Origin of the sequence: Desmonostoc muscorum LEGE 12446, from assembly GCF_015207005.2 — a bacterium.
Taxonomy (GTDB): domain Bacteria; phylum Cyanobacteriota; class Cyanobacteriia; order Cyanobacteriales; family Nostocaceae; genus Nostoc; species Nostoc muscorum.
In genome coordinates this window covers 3,775,059-3,795,255 of sequence record NZ_JADEXS020000001.1, presented here as the reverse complement: position 1 = coordinate 3,795,255, position 20,197 = coordinate 3,775,059, and the positions used below count along the sequence as shown (strand labels likewise).

Annotated in this window: 14 protein-coding genes; 6 read left to right on the top strand and 8 right to left on the bottom strand. The window is 41.1% G+C overall.

Annotated elements, in window-relative coordinates:
* Window positions 1-29: 29 nt before the first annotated feature.
* Both IQ276_RS16275 and IQ276_RS16270 read right to left on the bottom strand, forming a co-directional pair.
* Window positions 30-1,583: a cation:proton antiporter gene (locus IQ276_RS16275; RefSeq protein WP_193915313.1), complete on the bottom strand. Its 1,554-nt coding sequence runs from the start codon at window positions 1,581-1,583 to the stop codon at window positions 30-32.
* A 348-nt stretch (window positions 1,584-1,931) separates the two neighbouring features.
* On the bottom strand, window positions 1,932-2,933 hold the full coding sequence (locus IQ276_RS16270; protein ID WP_193915312.1) for a DUF389 domain-containing protein: 1,002 nt from the start codon (window positions 2,931-2,933) through the stop codon (window positions 1,932-1,934).
* 131 nt (window positions 2,934-3,064) lie between these two features.
* On the opposite strand from IQ276_RS16270, the gene IQ276_RS16265 reads away from it, so the two are divergent.
* The gene (locus IQ276_RS16265) at window positions 3,065-4,636 is read left to right on the top strand and encodes a cation:proton antiporter (protein WP_193915311.1); all 1,572 of its coding nucleotides are present in this window, start codon (window positions 3,065-3,067) and stop codon (window positions 4,634-4,636) included.
* 219 nt (window positions 4,637-4,855) lie between these two features.
* On the opposite strand, the gene IQ276_RS16260 is transcribed toward IQ276_RS16265, so the two are convergent.
* From IQ276_RS16260 to radC, 5 genes are all read right to left on the bottom strand, one after another.
* Window positions 4,856-6,535, bottom strand: coding sequence for a patatin-like phospholipase family protein (locus tag IQ276_RS16260; protein ID WP_193915308.1), 1,680 nt, complete (start codon window positions 6,533-6,535; stop codon window positions 4,856-4,858).
* 274 nt (window positions 6,536-6,809) lie between these two features.
* On the bottom strand, window positions 6,810-8,771 hold the full coding sequence (locus IQ276_RS16255) for a GMC family oxidoreductase (RefSeq protein WP_193915306.1): 1,962 nt from the start codon (window positions 8,769-8,771) through the stop codon (window positions 6,810-6,812).
* Between the two features lie 227 nt (window positions 8,772-8,998).
* Window positions 8,999-9,910, bottom strand: coding sequence for a hypothetical protein (locus IQ276_RS16250; RefSeq protein WP_193915304.1), 912 nt, complete (start codon window positions 9,908-9,910; stop codon window positions 8,999-9,001).
* Window positions 9,911-10,049: 139 nt separating this feature from the next.
* Window positions 10,050-11,813: a peroxidase family protein gene (locus tag IQ276_RS16245; protein WP_193925408.1), complete on the bottom strand. Its 1,764-nt coding sequence runs from the start codon at window positions 11,811-11,813 to the stop codon at window positions 10,050-10,052.
* Between the two features lie 837 nt (window positions 11,814-12,650).
* Window positions 12,651-13,382 (bottom strand): RadC family protein, encoded by a 732-nt coding sequence (gene radC, locus IQ276_RS16240; RefSeq protein WP_193920832.1) that lies wholly within the window; start codon window positions 13,380-13,382, stop codon window positions 12,651-12,653.
* 681 nt (window positions 13,383-14,063) lie between these two features.
* On the opposite strand from radC, the gene IQ276_RS16235 reads away from it, so the two are divergent.
* The 5 genes from IQ276_RS16235 to IQ276_RS16215 all read left to right on the top strand — a co-directional run bounded on the left by IQ276_RS16235 (window position 14,064) and on the right by IQ276_RS16215 (window position 19,549).
* Window positions 14,064-14,411: a hypothetical protein gene (locus tag IQ276_RS16235; protein WP_193920830.1), complete on the top strand. Its 348-nt coding sequence runs from the start codon at window positions 14,064-14,066 to the stop codon at window positions 14,409-14,411.
* Window positions 14,412-14,435: 24 nt separating this feature from the next.
* Window positions 14,436-16,484, top strand: coding sequence for a hypothetical protein (locus IQ276_RS16230; protein WP_193920828.1), 2,049 nt, complete (start codon window positions 14,436-14,438; stop codon window positions 16,482-16,484).
* On the top strand, window positions 16,441-17,127 hold the full coding sequence (locus tag IQ276_RS16225; RefSeq protein ID WP_235115714.1) for an OmpA/MotB family protein: 687 nt from the start codon (window positions 16,441-16,443) through the stop codon (window positions 17,125-17,127). Before IQ276_RS16230 ends, IQ276_RS16225 begins: the two co-directional genes overlap by 44 nt.
* 12 nt (window positions 17,128-17,139) lie before the next feature.
* Window positions 17,140-18,525: an EH signature domain-containing protein gene (locus tag IQ276_RS16220; protein ID WP_193920826.1), complete on the top strand. Its 1,386-nt coding sequence runs from the start codon at window positions 17,140-17,142 to the stop codon at window positions 18,523-18,525.
* Between the two features lie 286 nt (window positions 18,526-18,811).
* Window positions 18,812-19,549: a TerC family protein gene (locus tag IQ276_RS16215; protein WP_190875609.1), complete on the top strand. Its 738-nt coding sequence runs from the start codon at window positions 18,812-18,814 to the stop codon at window positions 19,547-19,549.
* 144 nt (window positions 19,550-19,693) lie between these two features.
* Here IQ276_RS16215 and ndk read toward each other — a convergent pair whose 3' ends face one another.
* Window positions 19,694-20,143, bottom strand: a complete 450-nt coding sequence (gene ndk / locus IQ276_RS16210; RefSeq protein WP_190875610.1) for a nucleoside-diphosphate kinase — start codon at window positions 20,141-20,143, stop codon at window positions 19,694-19,696.
* Window positions 20,144-20,197: the final 54 nt, after the last annotated feature.

Below are 20,197 nucleotides of genomic sequence, written 5' to 3'. Positions count from 1 at the left end.
TTTGGGATAATTTATTTTTTGGAAGTCCCTTAATCATCCTCAAGTTTCAGCAATTGTTCATCAATAATTCGTATTCGCCCTTGGACAATTTCTTCTGAAAGAATTCGCTTACGAAATGCATCATTAAGCGCCCCTTTTTCTGCCAAAAGTAAACGGCGGCGGATGGCATCAAGTTTACTACGGTTACCACTTTTGCTTTCCAACTCCTCTGGGCGACGATTATAAAGTTCCCGCAGTGTCTTTTCTGCATCGGCGATTCGCACTTGATAAGATGCACGCATCTCTTCATAGACGGCTTTTGGCAACACCCCCGATTTTAACAGGTTGTCTAACTCTTCTTGTGCTGCTTTACCTGTCATTAATTGGGCTTGCAATTCTTCAACTTGTTGCTGAGCTTCTGAAAATTGAGATAACTTTAAGCGTTTTACTACCCAAGGCAAACTTAAACCTTGTCCCACTAATGACACCAACACACTACCAAAGACTAAAGCGATGAGAATTTCTCGCCCCGGTAGTGCGGTGGGTAAGCTCAAAGCCAGAGCCATTGAAAGTGAACCTTTAATATTGCCTAAAAACAGTAAATGTTGCCAACGCGGGGGAATTGGGCGGTCAAACCAACGAATTCCTGCTAACAAGGGATAGACTGTAAGAAGTCGCCCGACTTGATAAGCTAAAACTGCAAATAGAATTGCAGGTAAAGTTTTCCAGAGTATTCCCAGGTTTATTTCTACACCAATCAATAGAAAAATAAAAGTGTTGACAGTAAAACTGGCATATTCCCAGAAACTCAACAATGTGATGCGACTAGAAGCAGAAGTATTGCCAGAAAGCCCAAAATTCCCAAAAATTAATCCGGCTACAACCACAGCCACGGCACCGGATACACCTAGAGATTGCCCGACTTGAAAAGTTCCTAAAGCAACTGCAACTGTTAGTAAAAGACTGCTGAGGGGATCGTCTAAACGGGCGAATACAGGTATGCTTAAGTAGCCCAAGATTAACCCGACGACGCAACCTCCTAAAGAAATAAATAACAGTTGTTGAATTCCCTCTACAAATGTGAGTGAACCAGTGGCATATACTTGCGAAATCAGGTTGAAGGAAACTAGAGCAGCCGCATCATTAAATAAGGTTTCTCCTTCAACAATGGTGGAAAGCCGGGAGGGTACTGGTATTTCCTTAAAGACGGCAATCATAGAAACTGTATCAGTGTTTGCCAAAATTACTCCCACAAATAAGGCAGGTATCCAACTTAATCCCAGCCCAAATTTCAACAGGACAGCAATAATCCCACTAGAAAGCACAGCCCCAGGCCCAGCTAGCAGGGCAATTGGTTTAAAGGTGCTGCGTAGGCGGCTGACATCTGTATTAATGCCAGCTTCAAAGATGAGAATTGGCAGGAAAAGATTTAAAACAAGGGTTGGATTTAAACCAATGGGACGAGACAACAATTCAGTGATTGGTAAGCCTGCCAATACTAAACCCGTAACATAAGGAATTCGTAACTGCCGGGAAAGCAGAGCTACACCTGTAGCCAGCAGCAAGAGAATAATTGAAATTTTGACTAGTTGAGTTACATCCACTATTTCGTTCTGAAAAGTTATTTGAACAATACTTATCAACTCTCATGTTAGGGATTTGTAAGAAATAAATTATCCAATCTTCTGGGGTGGGCGTCTCGCCCGCCCATGATTAAGGGCGGGCAATACGGTTTGATTAACGCAAGAGAAAGAGACGCGATAAATCGCTGTCTCTACAATAGACCTCTTGGATAAATATTTTTTATCTCACGCAGAGGCGCTCCAGGCGCAGAGAAGAGAACGCAAAGAAGGACTTTTGCAAGAAGTCTAATCTTTCGTAGAGACGGCGATTTATCGCGTCTGGCGATTTATCGCGTCTGGTGATTTATCGTGTCTTTGGGATCTCCTATTTCACGGCGTAGGTTCGGAACGTCGAATTTCTTCTACCTGACCGACTTCAAAAATTAGCGTGAATCGTTGTCCCATTTCTCGTTCGATAAATTCTTCTAATAGCTCTACTTGTCGAGGTGTGACTGGTTCCCTCGCTCGGACGCTTAAACGCACTTCTGGGGGATTTGTCAACCAGTTGGTATTACTGTTAAGCAACTGCAATCGCCCAAAGGTGACAGTCCGGTTTAACAATGCGCGTCGTAGGCTGGTTTCTAGTTCCACCTGTCGTACAAGTCGGGCAAAGCTTACACCCAAGGGAATTACCAGGATAGCTGTCAAAGCCATAGTCCAAATTAAAGGACGACGTGCCCGCGCCATTGAAGTGTAACCAGCTACCAAGAATGTCACCATACAGGAGAGAGCAATACCGAGTAAGTTAGTGAGGTAGAGTAAAGTTGCTCCTAAGCTGAGTGACCAATTTCCTTGCGCCAAGCCTAAACCAATGACACAAATGGGGGGCATGAGAGCAACAGCAATCGCAGTTCCGGCCACAGTACCAGAGATTTTCGGTTCAATCTTACCGTAGGCACTGATACCACCAGCCGCTACCGCAATTCCCAAATCTAATAATGTTGGCCTGGAACGAGCCAGAATTTCACTATCGTACCTGGGCAACCCCACCAGCCAACCGAGAGAACAAGCGATCGCCACGGCTAATAATGTGCCTAATACTACGGCAATTATTCCCTTGCGAAACAAGGTAATATCTGCTTGTAAAGCACCAAAAGCTAAACCTCGAATTGGTAACATTAGAGGAGCAATAATCATCGCGCCAATAATCACAGCCGCACTGTTGGACAACAAACCAAAGGTAGCAATCGCACAAGAGCTAATAATCAAAATTATGTAAGCTGAGTCTAGGGTTGATTCTGCTAGCAACTCTGTTTGTAGCTGTTGGAGTTGTTCCGGCTGGGAACCCCGACGGCGGAAATTTTTAAACCGGCCTCGAATGTTGCTACCCAAGACCTTCCTCCTTAATATGCAGTTAACTGTTAAATCTTCTTTCTTCGCTAATTAAAGTCTTACATTGATCTAGTGTCATCTGAAAAATGCTCAGATGAGCAGAAGTACAAAATTCTACCAGGAATCTCCTTATGGTACTTGAAGGTGCGATCGCCGAGGAAGTTATTACCAATAATCTCAAGCAATTTCTGTTGGTACTTTCGGTGTCTTTAGGTGTGGCGACACTACCGCAGATATTTAGCTGGTTCCGCCATATACCTTACACCTTACTATTGGTGATTGTTGGCTTAGGGTTGGCATTTGCCGATGTTCGTTTGGTCACCCTTTCCCCGGAATTAATTTTGTTCATTTTTTTGCCACCGCTGTTGTTTGAAGCTGCGTGGAATTTGAAATGGTCGGAACTGAAGCGGGATTTAGTACCAATTTGCTTGTATGCAATATTGGGGGTAGTGATTACAATAGCAGGCGTGGCGATCGCTCTCAATCAAGTTGTTGGTGTTTCCGTAACTACAGCTTTACTCATCGCAGCCAGTTTATCTGCTACTGACCCTGTTTCTGTCACCGCTTTGTTCCGCGAACTCGGCGTAGGTAGTCGTCTTGTCACCTTAATGGAAGGCGAAAGTTTGTTCAATGATGGCATGGCGGTAGTTGCCTTTGGTTTTTTGGTATCCCTGTCTTTGGGAACTGTAGAATTAGAAATCCAGCCAATCTTAGTTGAGCTTTTTAAAGTTGTCGGCATCGGTATTGCAGTAGGAGCTTTCATTGGATTTGGTATTTCCTACCTTACCCAGCGCTTCGATTTGCCTTTGGTAGAACAATCCTTAACTTTAGTTTCCGCTTACGGCACTTACCTAATTATTGAAGACTTGGGCGGTTCTGGAGTCATTGGGGTTGTAACCACAGGTTTGATTTTGGGTAACTTTGGCTCTCGTATCGGGATGAATCCCCGCACCCGCGTTATTGTTTCCGAGTTCTGGGAATTTTTGGCGTTTTTTGTTAACTCCATTGTCTTCCTATTGATTGGCGACCAAATACGCTTTGTGAGTTTGGGAGAAAACCTGCAAATCATTGTGGTGACAGTGGGAGCAATGATTTTGATGCGGGGAGTTGCTATTTTTATTCTCAGCAAATTCAGTACTAGCATCACCAAATCGGAAATTTCTTTACCAGAACAAACTATCTTATGGTGGGGTGGGCTACGCGGTTCCGTCTCCATCGCCCTGGCGTTGAGTGTACCGACAACACTACCAGAGCGAGAAAAAATCATTGCTACGGTGTTTGGGGTAGTTTTATTTACTTTACTTGTGCAAGGTTTGACCATCAAACCTTTGCTAGAAAAACTTAATTTGCTAGGTAATGCACCCTTACGCGAGGAATATTTAGAATTGCTAGCCCGTAACGTTGCCCTAGAACGTGTTTTACAACACCTCCAAGCAGATAAACGCCCTGGTATTGACCCAGAATTTCGCCGTTACCAGGAGAAACTCATCCAAGGCGAACTTGCAAATTTACAAGCCAAAATTGACAAATTACAACATGAGTATCCTAATCTTCAAAGCTTTACTACTGAACAATTCCGAGGAGAATTGTTGGCAATTGAAGCAGATACTTATGCAGAATTTGTCAAGTCCGGTCGTTTAAATAAAGAACTCGCCTCTCTGCTTGAAGATGTTTTACAAAATGGGGATGAGAAACAAGGATAATATGAATTTTGCATTCAAAGTCAAACAATTTTTGATTTTTGATTTTAGGAGTTTTAGTAGTGGTATGACACAGCTAAAATAGTTCATTAGATGTAGTTTGGGTTTCGCGTTAATCAACCCAAGCTACAATTTTTTTTGCAACAATTTAGCTGTGTAGCGCTAGTAGGGTGCGTTATGCCAAAGGCTAACGCACCGCTTTATTTTCTGAATTCCATTGCTTTATAGCTGACCGTACTTTTCTAAATTGTCCTTAATGACATCTCGTATCATTTTAGCTAAATTTTCACGCTTGAAAAACCAAAGAGCATTGAGAGCAGCGCGAGTAAAACCATCGTTTATAGATTGATTAATTAAGCGAGGTACAACAACCTGGATACGTTCTTGAATTTGTTTTTCCAGAGATTTAAAGTTTTCTTTTTGATATATAGGCCAATTGGGTAGATGAATTTCTTTTGTTACTGAACCAACAAGAGGAATAATTGGCAGGAAGGTATCTTGTTCTCCCTCTTTTTCAACTTGCAATTGGGGATTGTTCTTGAGTGCTTCTGACCATGAATCGAATAGTGGATTAGAAACTGGTAAGACAAAATACTTCTGGAGAAATCTTTGGCAATTGCGACGACCAAGTATATAGTCGTGATGGCGAAATTCTTGGGATAAGAAACCACCAAAAGCATTGAAGCTACCACAAGCTAGAGGTTTTCTACCTTCGTCATCGCTGCGTACAGGAGCAATCATAAAGCGGCTGTAAACATCTTCATCTAAAGCGAGAATTAACTCATCAACTTTGAATCTATTTTGATTGATAAAGCTCTGAAATATCCGCGATACTATGTTAAGTAAATTACTCTTTGGGTTCACTGCATCCACATCATTAGGAAATGGATCTATTAACAAAGTAGCTCTATTTGCTTGCTCTCCATCGCGGGGATTCCGCTGTTGATCATGTCGCAGCGCCAAGCGAACAAGTTCTATCGGTTCGTTGCTAATTATCCCACCATCTACTGTTAAAAATTGATAGGAACCTGAAGTATCTAAATCTTTATCAGGACTGATGGAGCGATACTCAGAACATGTACCCGTTAGCATTGGGTTACGAGTTGGTATTTCCCACTTGCGTTTTTCGTATTCTTCGATACTAGTCCGCTCAAGTTGACGAGGAGGAAATCCCACAGGAAACGCACTACTGGCTAATGCGGAATCAATCAATAGTTTCCAATTACTGATATCATTCTTATCTGGATTCAGAGCGATCGCACCTTCAACCTCACCACTCTTTTCACCAATGGCAAAATGCATGAAATCTGCATGTTTAACCATACAATGTCCTTTGACGCTGGAATCGGCTACTTGAGACTTAATTACATAACGAACGCCGCGCAAATTAGTAATACATAAATAAACCTCAAATGGATCGTCAATGTAAGGTCGTTTTTTACCTGTAGATTTTAACTTCAGAACATCTTTACCAAGATCGTCAAGAATAGTAGAATCAAGAAAAGACAAAACAGGGGCTTTTGGATTCTCCAAATCCTGAGTCTTTAAAAGTTCAGAAATGTCTATTCTTTGTACCCAACTTTCATAAAGCTTATTCTTCACCGTATTGTTCAACGGATACCCAGTTACAGGGATGATATCGCTATATAATGATGATGCTGTAATAGCAGCAACGATCGCACCTGCGGATGCTCCAGACATCGCCTTAATGAAAACATCATGGGGTGGAATTTCCCATTGTGAAAAATCATCACCATACTGCTCTTGTTGCTTTGCTTTTTGCTCATACCACTGATCTAAAGCTTCAAGCATAAAGTCAATTACACCAGAAGTGTAGGCACCAGCTGAGACAGCACCAGCCATAACTAAACCAATCTCAAAATGTGGTAATTTACCTTCCATATTTAAATTCCTTATTGTTAAAAATTGAGAATTCAGAATTCAGAATTCTGAATTCAGGGGTCAGCCCCTTCTCTGCGAGATGCACTCGCGTTCGGGGAAGTCAAAAGTCAAAAGTCAAAATAATTAAAGAATCAGGATAAAATTTGATGAATGAATGAATGAATAGAATTTAATTCAGCCGCGCCAGATTTTTAATCCAAAATCCAAAATCCAAAATCTAAAATTACCATCAAATTAGTAGGGTAGCACAGCTGTGCTACCCTACTAAAAATTTCTATACCTCATGTAATTCGGAAATGGTATTAGTTGCAGCGTATTGTAGAATAACATCGCTTGCTTTTTCACTAATCATGTATATGGGCGTCACAATAAAGAATCCAGGAATAAAAGGAAACACAGATGCATCTACCACGCGTAAATTCTGTGTTCCATATACTTTAAAGTCACTATCTAAGACTGCCATTTGATCATCTTTACGTCCAATTTTACAAGTCCCACAAGCGTGGTGTCCCCAAGCTTCATCTTTAATAAATTGCTTAATTTCATGTTGTTCATCTATACTTTTGTTCGGTAGCAACTCCGCCTTTGTGAACAACTGAGTACGCTTTGTCAAGCGTCTAACAAATTCTACTCCCTCGACAACAGATAGTAGGTCTTGTTCGTTGACATCGTTACCTTCATCGAAGTATTTAAAATTAATTTCTGGAACATCTTTAGGGTCAGTTGTTCTGAGTGTGACTGAACCGGCTGTGTTGTTCGTATGAGCCTTGAGTACAGCCCAAGTAAAACAGTTTTTATACTTACCAATGTCTTCAGAATATTTGAGAAAATAACCTTTGAAAAAAGCTGGTAATCCAAAAATAAATAAGTCTGGTTCTGGTTTATCTCCATGAGATTTCTTGATAATCCCTAACACCGCTCCATTAGTTACATATACACCTGATTTGGAACGATTCCATTCTAATAAACAGGTATCGCTGATTTTCTTTCCAGGTTCTGGTTCGGTAAATGTACAATTATCCAGGATGCTAAAATTTTGATTCATTTCACTTACCACGCCCACTTCATAGCGATCCTGTAAATTCGTACCAACTCCTGGAAGATCCACGCGGACTTCTATTCCTAAATTAGTTAATTCTTCTTTCGGACCAATTCCAGATAATTTGAGTATTTGCGGAGTATTAAAAGCACCTCCAGATAAGATGACTTCTCTTTTAACTAACACCGTGTGGCTATTTTGGAAGCTATTTTCTGTTTTATCTGCTTGAGGATCTGCACGATATATGTGTTTTCCTTCAAGATATTCTACGCCGATCGCAGTGTTATTTTCATCGAACAAAACCTTGGTTACCAATGCATGAGTTTTTACAATTAATCTGTCGGGAAACTGGCGTTCAGTTTCTCGAATATATTCCCTTGTACCAGTGCGTTTTCCATCCTTAACAGCAAGTGGAACAGAAAAGACACCTTCACCACTGACTTTGGTGATTTTCCAATCATTCGGGTCTAAAAGTGTGTCTAAAAACTCCAGAGGATCTTTTTGGCGTAGTTTGAGAAAAGCTAATATATTAGCCAAGAAACTCTTAAAAACTACCTTAATCACTTGGGGTAAACTTTTACCCTGTTCTCCTAAAGCTTGAACAGCAGATTTAACGATAACTTTTAGGAGTTGGCGATCGCGCACAACTAACTTAGGATCTGCTAAATTGGTTGTCAGCCAGCCATCAAAGCCGTGACGAGTCGGATTATCATTGGGGTTGATGGGGCGATCGAGGTAATTGCAGCGCTCCAACCTTTCAAAATACTTCCGCATATTATCGCTGTTCCAGGAAGCATCCCCTGTAATCTCTGCAATTTTGTCCCAGTCACTGTTGTGAGGATACACCGTAATCATCGCATTATGAGCAGTGCATCCCCCCAATGTCCCGGCTCGCGGATACAAAATACCCTTATGCTCTGGGCTAAACTTAGAATCACGCTGCTGCTGTTCTTCATTGGAGTAGTGTTTAACAAAAAAATCCCACCTCAAATCATTATCTTCCGTCGCCCGCGCGTGAAATGCTGGTACTGAGTAAGTGTAGCGTTCTCTATCTTTGTCTTTTTCATCGCGTAACGGATCTCCACCCGCTTCCATCAGCAAAACTTTGTAGCCTGCTTTTGCTAAATTTGCAGCTACAGGGCCTCCTCCAGCACCCGAACCAACAACAATGTAGTCGTATTCAGCTTCTTTATTCATAATTTTTGTTTATTCAAATGTGTAATTTAAAAAGGTGGGGAGTAGGGAGTAGGGAAGATTTTTGATTGATTAACTTTTGTTGGCGCTATAGTCGCAGAGGTGGAGAAAAAGAGAGGTTTAATATAGGAATTTTGTTTAATTTAAAAAAAACGACCTACAACTTCAAAAGACTAATTCTCTATTTATTCCCCACTCCCTACTCCCCATTCCCTACTCCCTACTTTTATCTACCGATTCCGAAATCTTTGATGTCTAAAAAATAATTGACTATCACCATAAAATGATGATACAAATTCCGATGTGCTTTCAATGTGTCCGATCACCTTAGCTTTTTGACGGTTATCATTTTGGTCTGTAGCTTCTTCTTGACTAACACCATAGACAGTATATAAAGATGTTCCGGCTGGGATTGTAGCCAGATCATTCCTAAAGTCATGTGGCGGACTTTCCAGAAACTTGATATTTGGATTAGGAACAAGAAATACTTGGGCTGGATAATAAGCTTTACTTTCTTTTTGCCCGTGTTGGTCAATTTCTCCCAAATCTTCTAAATAGAGTTTGGTGGGATATTTGGTAACTCGGCTAAATATTAAGTTGGTGATAATTGGGCCAAGACTCTTAGCAACTGGAACGATATTTGATAATTCATTAGCAAAGAAATTATAGTTTTTGTCTTGACCAACTAAAGATACTAAAGCCGAGAAATTGCCTGAAGGATTTTCATCTACAAATAACTTGATTGCCAGACCGGGAGCAAAACCGCGATCGCTGGGATCTCCAGTTACAGATAAACGCAAAAGTCCGTATTCTGCTCCTTTAAACAAACCGGAAAATGAAGTATTATTTGTAGGGAAAAATTTGATTTTAGCTACACTCCCGTGGGCGTGAATTGCTTTCTTCCAATTACTAGGTGCTTCGTCTAATTGACGATCCATCTTAGTTTTCAGAGCAGTGAAAAATAAACTGACAATATCAATTTTTCTCAAGGGAGGAAGTTGATCATATTTAGACTTGAGAATTCTAGAGTTCCACAAAAAATCTTGTTTTTGAGCAGCTTTCCAAGACTGATAATCATCAGGTAAAGAACCTAAATCTTGAGCATTGTGCCAAAATTGCCGAATTTCTTCTAAATGTTGCATGATGTTTCTCCTATTGGGGACTGGGGGCTGGGGAATGGGGACTGGGTAGAGACGAAATTAATTCCGTCTGTGCGGAGTGGGAAAGAATTCTTATAATCCCTAATCCCTAGTCCCCAGTCCCCAGTCCCTAATCCCCAATTCAACCGACCTTTCTCCAAGGTGCAAAGCCGTTGCTGACGCCAAAGAAAGCAGGTGCTAGTTCGGGGTGATGACGGCGGAGGATTGTTAGGAAGGTGTTGTTGTCAATCCAATCCAATCCAAATTGAGTGTAAACTTCAGCGGTGTAGTCTTTGGTAAAAAAGCGATCGCTTTTCAGCCTTCGAGATGCCATGAGAATAAACACACGAAAAGCAGTATCACTAAAACCGAAACCGTCTGGAAGATCCTCTGCAAATAAACCCACCATCAAATCTACGCTGTTAATGTCGTTGTTGTAGACTTCGCGTAGTTCCTTAGCCCATTGTTTATTACTTGTAATCTCTTCAAAAGAATTGACTTTACCCCGGCCCAACAACTCACGAAAACGGTTATAGCGAGGAACACCTCTTTCGCGATCGCGTAATATATCAACAGCAGCCAAATCAAATGCTGGTGTGTCGTCTCCCAACAGTTCTCCCGACAACTGTCGCAAAAAGCGCGGATAATTATGCAATCTGACGGCTCCGGGGTAAGAAGTTCCAAAAGAGTAAAACAAATCTTGCATGGGAATTTGTTCTAAAATCCCACGAGTATTCTTACCAGCTACTTCAGAAAATTCTTTTTTGTGTAATAATTTGCCGTTACTAACTGCGTGGAACTCCAAGTCATCTGGAATCAGAGGATGCATCCGATATACAGATACGAATTCTTGAGTGAGGTAATAAGGAGCGCTATGGTGGTCAGTTGGTGAGCCAACAATTCCACTCAACAATTCACTTTCACCAAGGCGACCCCAACGCTTTTTAAAATCCTCTCCGAGTAGTCCCCACCAGTTGGAATTCAAGGCGATGTCTGTAACAGGATGTGGAAGAATAGCAGGAGTCCATTCTACAGTATGAATTTTCGCTGTCAAAGCTGCGATAATCAGTCGAGCGTGGTCGAAGAGTTCATCATCTGTCCACTGAGGATATATTTTCTTTAGGTGGTCACAAATCGTATTATGTTCTTTGACAAATAAGGTGTGCAACATGCTTAGCCCCAGCCACCAAGTACCCGCAAAGCCCACCTTATCAATGCCATTTTCTGGGTGAGCTGGTAATAAGCCATCTTCACCAATCAGCATTTTTCCATCCACATGAGAGCGCAGTGCATCAATAGTTTCTTGATTACTGCCATAAATTTGTGAAGCATCCCACCAGTGAGTAACTTCATTAATAAAACTGGGAGGATTTTTAGTATCTCCAGTCCGGGTTTTGTCTTCTAAGGTTTTGTTGATTGTTAGAGACTCGTGTTCTGTTAACCACGGGTCATCCTGCTCTACAGGAATTTCAAATTTGTTATTGCGCTGGTTCCCACCATGACTAAACCAATCATGTGTTTGAAATTGAATCCATGAAGCAGCGAGTAGATTCAAGATTGTTGCAGGTTGAAATTCATCTCGTGCCAATAACACTCGGCTGACAGTGCGGGGATTTGGGGTGAGTATGTTTTTTTCATCAAATTTCGCATCTTGCAGCGGCACATTGCGCCCAAAACGAGTTCCAGCCATACCCATTTCTGGATGTTCAAGGTCATTGTAGCTGCCATCTGCGGTGCGAACCTTCAAATGACGCCCATCTGCGCTCGGAACAGGTTTAGGTAGCTTGTCGCTATTGGGTAGTTGCGAAGTATCGTGGAGGTTCTCCCGCCGCAGCTTTCCACGGAATTGAACTAATTTTAAAAGTCCAAGAGGAGTCGGCAATTTATGCCACGGAATTCCAAACATGATTTTCATCTCCTGGCAAATTATTTCAAATTTCGTCAACTCTAGATTCAAGGATATTTGATGTTAAAGCTTTCCTTGAGTCTGCCTAGAATAAAATAACAAACTTATTGACGTTGACCGATATTTTTAAGAGTTAATTTATAAAGAAAAGTTTTAGTTATTTTAGTCATTAAAGCTGTGCAATCCACGGCAATTAATGGTGTGTTATAGCGTCTAAAATCGTAAATTAGTTAAGAATTTACACCTGCAATTTTGCTGAACACAACAACAACTATTGACGGCATAATCTAGTATTAGTCATGCCTTTCATAACCTAATTTTAATATTTGCTTTATAAATGACCTCTATAAAAATGGTCGCGATCGCAAATTCGCGGCAAAATCACAAAGGCAGCAAAAACTTGCAGCCAGTAAAGGAATAATGTGAAACTAAAATCAGTCCTGCTCCTGAATTACTACATTTTCAACTATTATGTCTACTAATGCAGTTAATTGAATCATGCAATATAATTCTTATTTTATCAACTGAATTTTAGTAACTTAACATCTGAAGTTAAGAGATATTTTGTAAATGTTTGTGAAGTAAAAAAATTTTATTTTTTGAGCAATTTAAATCTCCAAAATAAAGGGGAGTGGGGAGGGGAGCAACGCGATTTTGTGAGCAGGGGGAGCAGGGGGAGCAGGGGGAGCAGGGGGAGACAAAGAAATAAGTTTATTCATGGATATCGAGGTAGTAAAAAATACTAAAAATTTCTCTTTACTCCCCCTGCCTCCCCTGCCTCCCCTGCCTCCCCTGCCTCCCCTGCCTCCCCTGCCTCCCCTGCCTCCCCGCGTCCCCCTAATCCCCCTGCGGATGTTCATCCCACAAGGTTGTCAGTTCTCGTAAACTTTGATGATTGCCATCACCCAAAATGAGATGATCTAGTAGTGGAACGTCCAAAAACTGTGCCCCTGCTAACAACTGGCGCGTCAATTCTATATCTTCTTGGCTGGGTTCAAGATTACCAGAAGGATGGTTGTGTGCAACTATTACTCGCGTTGCGCCTTGACGAATGACTTCCCGAAAAATTTCACGGGGAGAAGCTAGGGTTTCAGTTGCGGTGCCAATAGTAATTACTTGCGTGCCTAGCAAACGATTCTTAACATCTAACAGCAGCACTGCAAAACGTTCTTTTGTTTGCCACATCAAATCTTGACTGAGGGTAGCAGCAGCAGCAAGTGGACTATCAATTAGTGTGCCTTCAGAAGGACGAGATTGAAAAGCACGTTTGCCCAATTCAATTGCAGCTAAGATACTTGTTGCTTTGGCCGGACCCACACCAGAAATTTGCATTAATTCAGCAGGTGTAACTTCTCGCAAAACTGCCAAAGGATCGCGTTGGTGCTTGCCTAATTCACTCAAAATATATTGTCCCAAACCCACAGCAGACAGTTTCCCCGGTCCTTGACCAGTGCCTAGCAGAATTGCGATTAACTCGGCTGTGCCTAAAATTTTGGCACCATGCGTCATTAGCCGTTCACGGGGACGCTCATTTGTAGGTAGGTCAGCAATTCTAAGGCAATAGGTCATAGAAAACTCAGGGAATAGTCACCAAAGATGGAACTATCTTTAGTTATCCCTTGTTTGCTTTCAAAATTATCTTTATTTGAGAAAATCTTTAATTTTGGGGATTTTGATTGTTAGGCGATCGCTATATTACAGCTTATTCCTTGGTTAGTGGAGCATCAGCGTTCTATGGGCTTGGTGAAAACTGTTCGTCAATGACACGCCCCGCAAGGTGACTTGACATCTGGGGTGATGACTTAGGGAACTCCAGGAAATAAATTATCCAATTTTGTGGGGTGGGCAACATGAGCGCCCAGTGCATAGGGCGGGCGAGACGCCCACCCCACAAGAGTTAAGAGGGATAAGGTAGGGGCGCACAGCTGTGCGCCCCTACGAATTGTCTGTACTCCATGCAATTGCAAACCGCTATAGCTTTAGTTTCAGGCCTTATCTTCCTTAATCTTCAAGACTTACCTATTCAGATTTTCCAACCTCCTTTTTAAGGCTTGCTTGGCGGAATCTAAATTTTGGGTTCGGTGGATAGGTCGTAAATATATTCGTTATTCAGAGAATTTTCTAATGATTAGAAAGCAGTTTTTCATGATCAATTTATCTTATGATTATAGCTTTATTAAAAAAGTTAGATAAGCTATCATATTTGGGGATAAGAGACCTATTAAAAATCAGGTAAGTACGATAAAAGCATTGACTAATAAAACTACGCAACTGTTGTATCCTTCTGTTGAGAAGTTAGTGGAAGAGATTGTGGCGGTTAACCACGCTTGGAAGGTAGCTTGCGAATTATTTGGACAAAATTCGCCTCTATCTATTTCTTCAAAGGATTTAAAAACTTGTTTGCAAGTACGTTTGTTGCGAAATTATGCACCAAAACAGGTTTATTTGATTGAGGACAAGGAAGCAGAGGGCGAGCCACTTTACAGCTTACGTCTTCGAGAACCTATAGGAAATCGTCTGGATGCAGAACATCTTCCAATGCGGATAGCTCAAGAAGTTCTTACACTTCAAGAACTAGAGCGATTCCAAAATATTTAACCAAGATAAACAGAAGGAGATAGTGTGGAAATAGCAAAAATTTGGGAGATTATTTGGGATAACGAGCCTTTTCATTTCGCAACTGCGGTTGTGTTATTAGCTGCAATTTTTATAGAATCTTATACTTTAAGGCGGTATTGGTTATCAAAATGTGGCGAAACAGAAGCTGGCATTAAATTTTTGAGTAATTTTAAAAAAGATCAAAATCTCAAGCTTTTAGACAAAGTTAGCCCTTGGTTAGAAAAGCATTTAGCAACTGATGAGCTAAACAGAATCAGGCAACAAGCACCAAAGAATGGCAAATTCGTACTTATCAAGTATCCATCTGTCTTAGGTAGTCCAATACCTCGTAGTTCCCTACGCTTCGTGACAACCTTGTGTACTGCAATTGGCGTCTTAGGTACCTTTTATGGTATACAACAGGGACTGCAAGGAATCAACTTATCTACGCAAGATTCTAAAGAACTGATGAGTGCCAGTACGGAATTATTGGTGGGGATGAAAACAGCTTTTTCTACTTCCTTGATGGGACTAGGTTCTGGTAGCGTATTCACCTTAATTTTGTTTGGGTGTGATTCGCTACGGCAGAAACGGCGTGATAGTTTACGTCATAAACTCAATGCGATCGCAACTTTAAAAACAGCAGACAACGCCAATCGTGAAGTAGCTCAAGGACTTACTCTTGTAGCAAAAAATTTGACTGGGTTAAAGCAACTAAATGCAGAAGGTATTGGTCAAGCTGTAGGTAGAAGTATCGCAGAAGAGTTTGCAGGTTTAAATCAGTTGTCAGCCCAAGCTATTGGTAAAGCTGTAGGACAGCAAATTTTACCAGCCGTAGAAGCAATTTTAAAAGAGCAAAAACAACTCCGAGAACTCCAAGAAAATCAGGGACAGAAAGTTTTAGAAGAACTCATCAAGGATCTGCGAATTCAGGTACTCGAACCTATTGCAGATCGGCTAGATAGAAGTGCAGAGTTAACCCAACAAGCTTCGGAAGCTGTGCTGACTCTGCATAGAGAATTGGGTGGTATATCTCAAAGTTTGGCAAGTTCCATCCTGACAATTCAGAACTTTCAAAAAGAAACTTTGGTAGAACTTCAAGGATTTGCTAAGAATTTGGGAGACACTCTAAATCAATTCCAAACAGATACAAAAGGTGTTTTACAACAAACAGCCCACGAAATTAATCAAGCTGTAGATCAGAGTATCCAGGGAATGACAGCCCAGCGAAGTGCTTTTGAAGCAAGTGCAGCGCAAGCTGCTGCTACCTTCCGAGGAATTCGAGAAGAACTGGAAACAGCCCTAGAAAAACGGGCAATAGTAGAACAACAGATGCTTCAAGCTACTCAGACTGGAATTATTGAAATTCTTACCCAAGCAAATACAACCTTTCATGAGCAAAGTAATACTCTAATAACAGTGGGCGATCAAGCTTGTGGATTGATGAATGATGCTAAGGATAATTTTCTGGCTACTTTAGGAAATATCGACGCAACACTCACAGCCACCCGCGCAACAGTAGAGCAAGATTTGACAACATTCCGGCAAGAATATCAAGCGAATTTACAGATGTTTTTTGAAGAACAAAATAACTTACTTGAGGGGACACTAGGCGAACAACGAGATGGATTATCTGAGGTTGTGAAGAATCTGGATCAAGTCTTCCAAGAGGAATTTCAAAGACGTATTACATTGACTCAAGAAGTAGACGAAAGTATGACTAGAATTCAGACATCTGTTCAACAAATTAATAAATTAGTTACTGCGGCTGGATTAAACGATGCACAACGACTAATACAACTAGAAAATCTTGCTCGTGGTATTGGTGAAGAATTGCAAAGAGTGGACAATTCATACAGAAATTTGAATCAACAATTTAACCATAGCCTTGAGTCTTGGCAGAGTCATCTTGAAGGCTCTATGCAAAGAACTGTTAACTTACAGGAAAGCTTTTTCCAACAAGCAGATACTTCTATGTCTAGAGTTTGCGGAGATTTACTTAAAACAGCAGAAGTTTTAGTTGCTGCACATGATAACCGCAAATTTGGTAATGGTGGAAGGGATCATGGATGAGTTTATCAGAGGTGAAATTGAACCAGAGATTATAGAGGATGATGACTCTAGCATCTATCTTTCTATTGGCGATCTGATGTCTGGGTTACTAATGTTTTTTGCTTTGCTATTTATTACTGCACTACTCCAGCTTGCAGAAAAAGATGTACCAAAAAGGGTAGTAATTGGTAATGTTGTGGGACAAATGAAAAGCAACAATATCAATGTCAAAGTCAACCCAGAAACGGGAGATGTCAGTATCCAAGAATCGATTTTATTTGCCCAAGGAAGTACAGAACTGAAACCAGAAGGGAAAGCCTTCCTACGCAGTTTTATTCCCGTTTACAGCGGTGTAATTTTTTCCAAGCCAGAATTTGAAAAGGAAATTAGCCGTGTAGTTATAGAAGGCCATACTAGCTCAGAAGGAGATGACAAAACTAATTTAGAACTAAGCGTGTTGAGGTCATCATCAGTTTATCGATACATTTTTTATGAGATGAACTTCCCTACCCAAGTACCTTTAAGTCAGAAAATATTAGCTGCTGGTCGGGGAGAAATAGAAGCAGACAAAAAGCGTGATAATCCAAGCGATCGCAAAGTAGTTTTCCGCTTTCAGTTTCGTAGTGATGAGTTAAAAAAGGATATCACTAAAACGTCTCTTTAAAGGATAAAAATCTTGAATTTTGAATTTTCCATTCCTTCCCTACCTGAAACTCCCCAGTGTAGTCCTAATCAACTGATTCAGCTTGCAAGTAACTTACCAGATCCAACAATATCAATACCAAGTGTTGAGAAAGTATTGGAAGCTATTGAACAGGGGAAAGCTGATCGAGTAAGTCAGTTGGACTGGGTTTACTGCATCCATGCTAAAGCACGATGGGATCAACAACATATTGATCAATCCTGCAAAACATCAGCAGCCATTTGGAAGGTAGCAATTTCTAACTTATGGTTGCAAGATCAGCTATTGTGGCGTTTAGCTCTTTATTATGGCGATCAACAAGAACAGGTGTTAGCACAGTCTCTAGTTGAATCTTTTGATGTCTTCGCTAATTCTGACTTAATTAGTCACCTTCTACCAGTTCAAATCATTCTGGCGCTTCGCACTACAAAAGCAGGTAGAGAATTGGCGAAAATTGCTTGTGAAAAGCGTGTTAATCGAACTGGATTACTAAACAATATCCGAGAAAATTTACCTGTTTGGATTCCATTATTCACTGATTTTATAGAAGACATAACTCCATATTTTACTAGAATTAGTTCTCCAAATCATCAGCAGGTTAAATGGCTGTTAAGTTGTTTAGATGAAATGTCAGATAGCCAGCAAATCAAGGCTGTTAATCATTTGCTAACTAATGTTTCCAATAAAGTAGTAACCAATCATTCGTTACTGGTTGATTGGTTGCAAAATAACTATAGAAATGGTGAAAATTGGTATAAACTTTCAGAACCAGCAAGGCAAAGACTTCGAGAGTGGATTGGAGGTATCAATTATGGTGATTTCCAAAAATTAGTAAATCAAATATTGAACAAGCTCGATTTAGAAAACTTCGAGTCAAATCGGCTACGTAGTCGCAGGGACTTTTGGGCTAATTACAGTAACCGCTTTGAACGTCTTCGCATCTTGTTACCCAAGACATCACAAATTGCTATAGGGTATCAAATCCAAGGTGACGTTGATCTACTAGAGGATGATGGTAGCGATCCCACAGAGGTTTGTATATTCGATTTTGGCGAGTGGTTTGTAGTCGAGTTCTTTCGTGGAAGAGGTAGTGAGACACGCTTGCTTCCTAACAATTCTATAAATCAGCAAATTCTTTTTGGTGAATCCACACTTTCAGTGAAACGAATTCGTTGTCTGGGTGGCGACAGGCACGATCATGTATTTCTTTGGCAGTTCTTTTGCCGCCAATGGCTTGCAAATAAAGGAGTTCACCCAAACCCAGGTACTGAACCTTACACAAACCCGACAGCAGATGAGTTGCAACAGCGAGAGAACAAGCTTGAGTGGTGGAAAAGAGATATTGAATATTTGGAACGGGAAGCTAGAGCCTACATATGATATTCTAACTTTTCCAGGACTTACGCAAAAGATAATGAAGGTAGCGGTAATTCATGAATTATGACAGCAGTCCATTGACATTAGATTAAGAAAAATATTAAAACTTTTGGTGTATTGACTTACACGTCAAATACGCCACTAGCACGGCAATCGCACGAACTCAACCCTCTTCAGAATGCACCACAACCACGTTAAGCTGGATCAAGGTGGCAATTTACTGCGCTCTTGAATAATAAAATCTCTGTTACTGTCAAATTTTAATTTTTTCCTGCTTGAGAAACTTGGAATGCTAGACCGAATTTTTGATTACCTCCACTTTCATTTCAGCGTTGAAGCGCCGATAGTCCTACTGATCCTGATATTTTTAGAGGCGGTGCTATCTGCTGACAATGCCATCGCCCTGGCTGCCATCGCCCAAGGGCTAGAAGACAAAGAACTTGAGCGTAAAGCTTTAAACTTTGGTTTAGTTGTTGCCTATGTGCTGAGAATTACCTTGATTCTGACTGCCACTTGGGTGCAAAAATACTGGCAATTTGAATTATTGGGTGCTGCCTACCTTCTATGGCTGGTATTTCAACACTTTACCTCAGAAGAAGCCAAGGACGATCATCATCACGGGCCGCGTTTTAATTCCTTATTGCAAGCAATTCCTGTAATTGCATTTACAGATTTAGCATTTTCGTTGGATAGTGTGACAACTGCGATCGCCGTTTCTCAAGAAAAATGGCTAGTACTTACGGGTGCAACAATTGGGATTATTACGCTGCGATTCATGGCGGGATTGTTTATCCGTTGGCTAGACGAATATGAAAATCTAGAAGATGCAGGTTATGTAACTGTAGCTTTAGTGGGCTTGCGACTGTTCTTAAAAGTGGTTAACGATAATTTAGTGCCACCAGAATGGGTAATGATTACTGCCATCTTCCTAATTTTAGGCTGGGGATTTTCCAAGCGTGTTGGCATCGAATCACCTCAAGCAGAAATACCCCAACCAGAACCAGAAAAAACTGAAGTACCGAAGTGAGAAGAGGGGATGAGGGAGATGAGGGAGATGAGGGGGATGAGGGAGATGAGGGGGATGAGGGAGAATAATTATAAAGAAACTTCGTCATCTTCTCCTAGTCTCTACTCCCTCATCTCCCCCTACTCCCTCATCTCCCTCTACTTCCTACTCGTGCAACCAGGGTGTTAAGTGCGGTTGCCAATTGACTAATTCTTCATCCTTAAACCACAGGGCAATTTCGCGTTGGGCGGTTTCTTGAGCATCGGAACCGTGGATTAGGTTACGCCCAATATTAATGCCAAAATCGCCGCGAATTGTTCCCGGTTCGGCTGTTAACGGGTTTGTTGCACCAATGATTTTTCTCGCAGCTGCAACGACGCCATCTCCTTCCCACACCATCGCCACCACCGGCGCGGAAGTGATAAATTCGACTAAGCTACCAAAAAAGGGACGTTCCTTGTGAACATCGTAATGTTGTTCAGCCAATTCCCGACTGACTTTCAGGAACTTTAAACCAACTAGGGTAAAACCTTTCGTTTCAAAGCGACGGATAACTTCACCGACTAATTTGCGTTGTACTCCGTCAGGCTTAATTGCTAGGAATGTGCGTTCCAAAACTATCTCCCAAAACTTAATAAAGTTTTTATCTAGTCAATTGTCCTTTGTCCT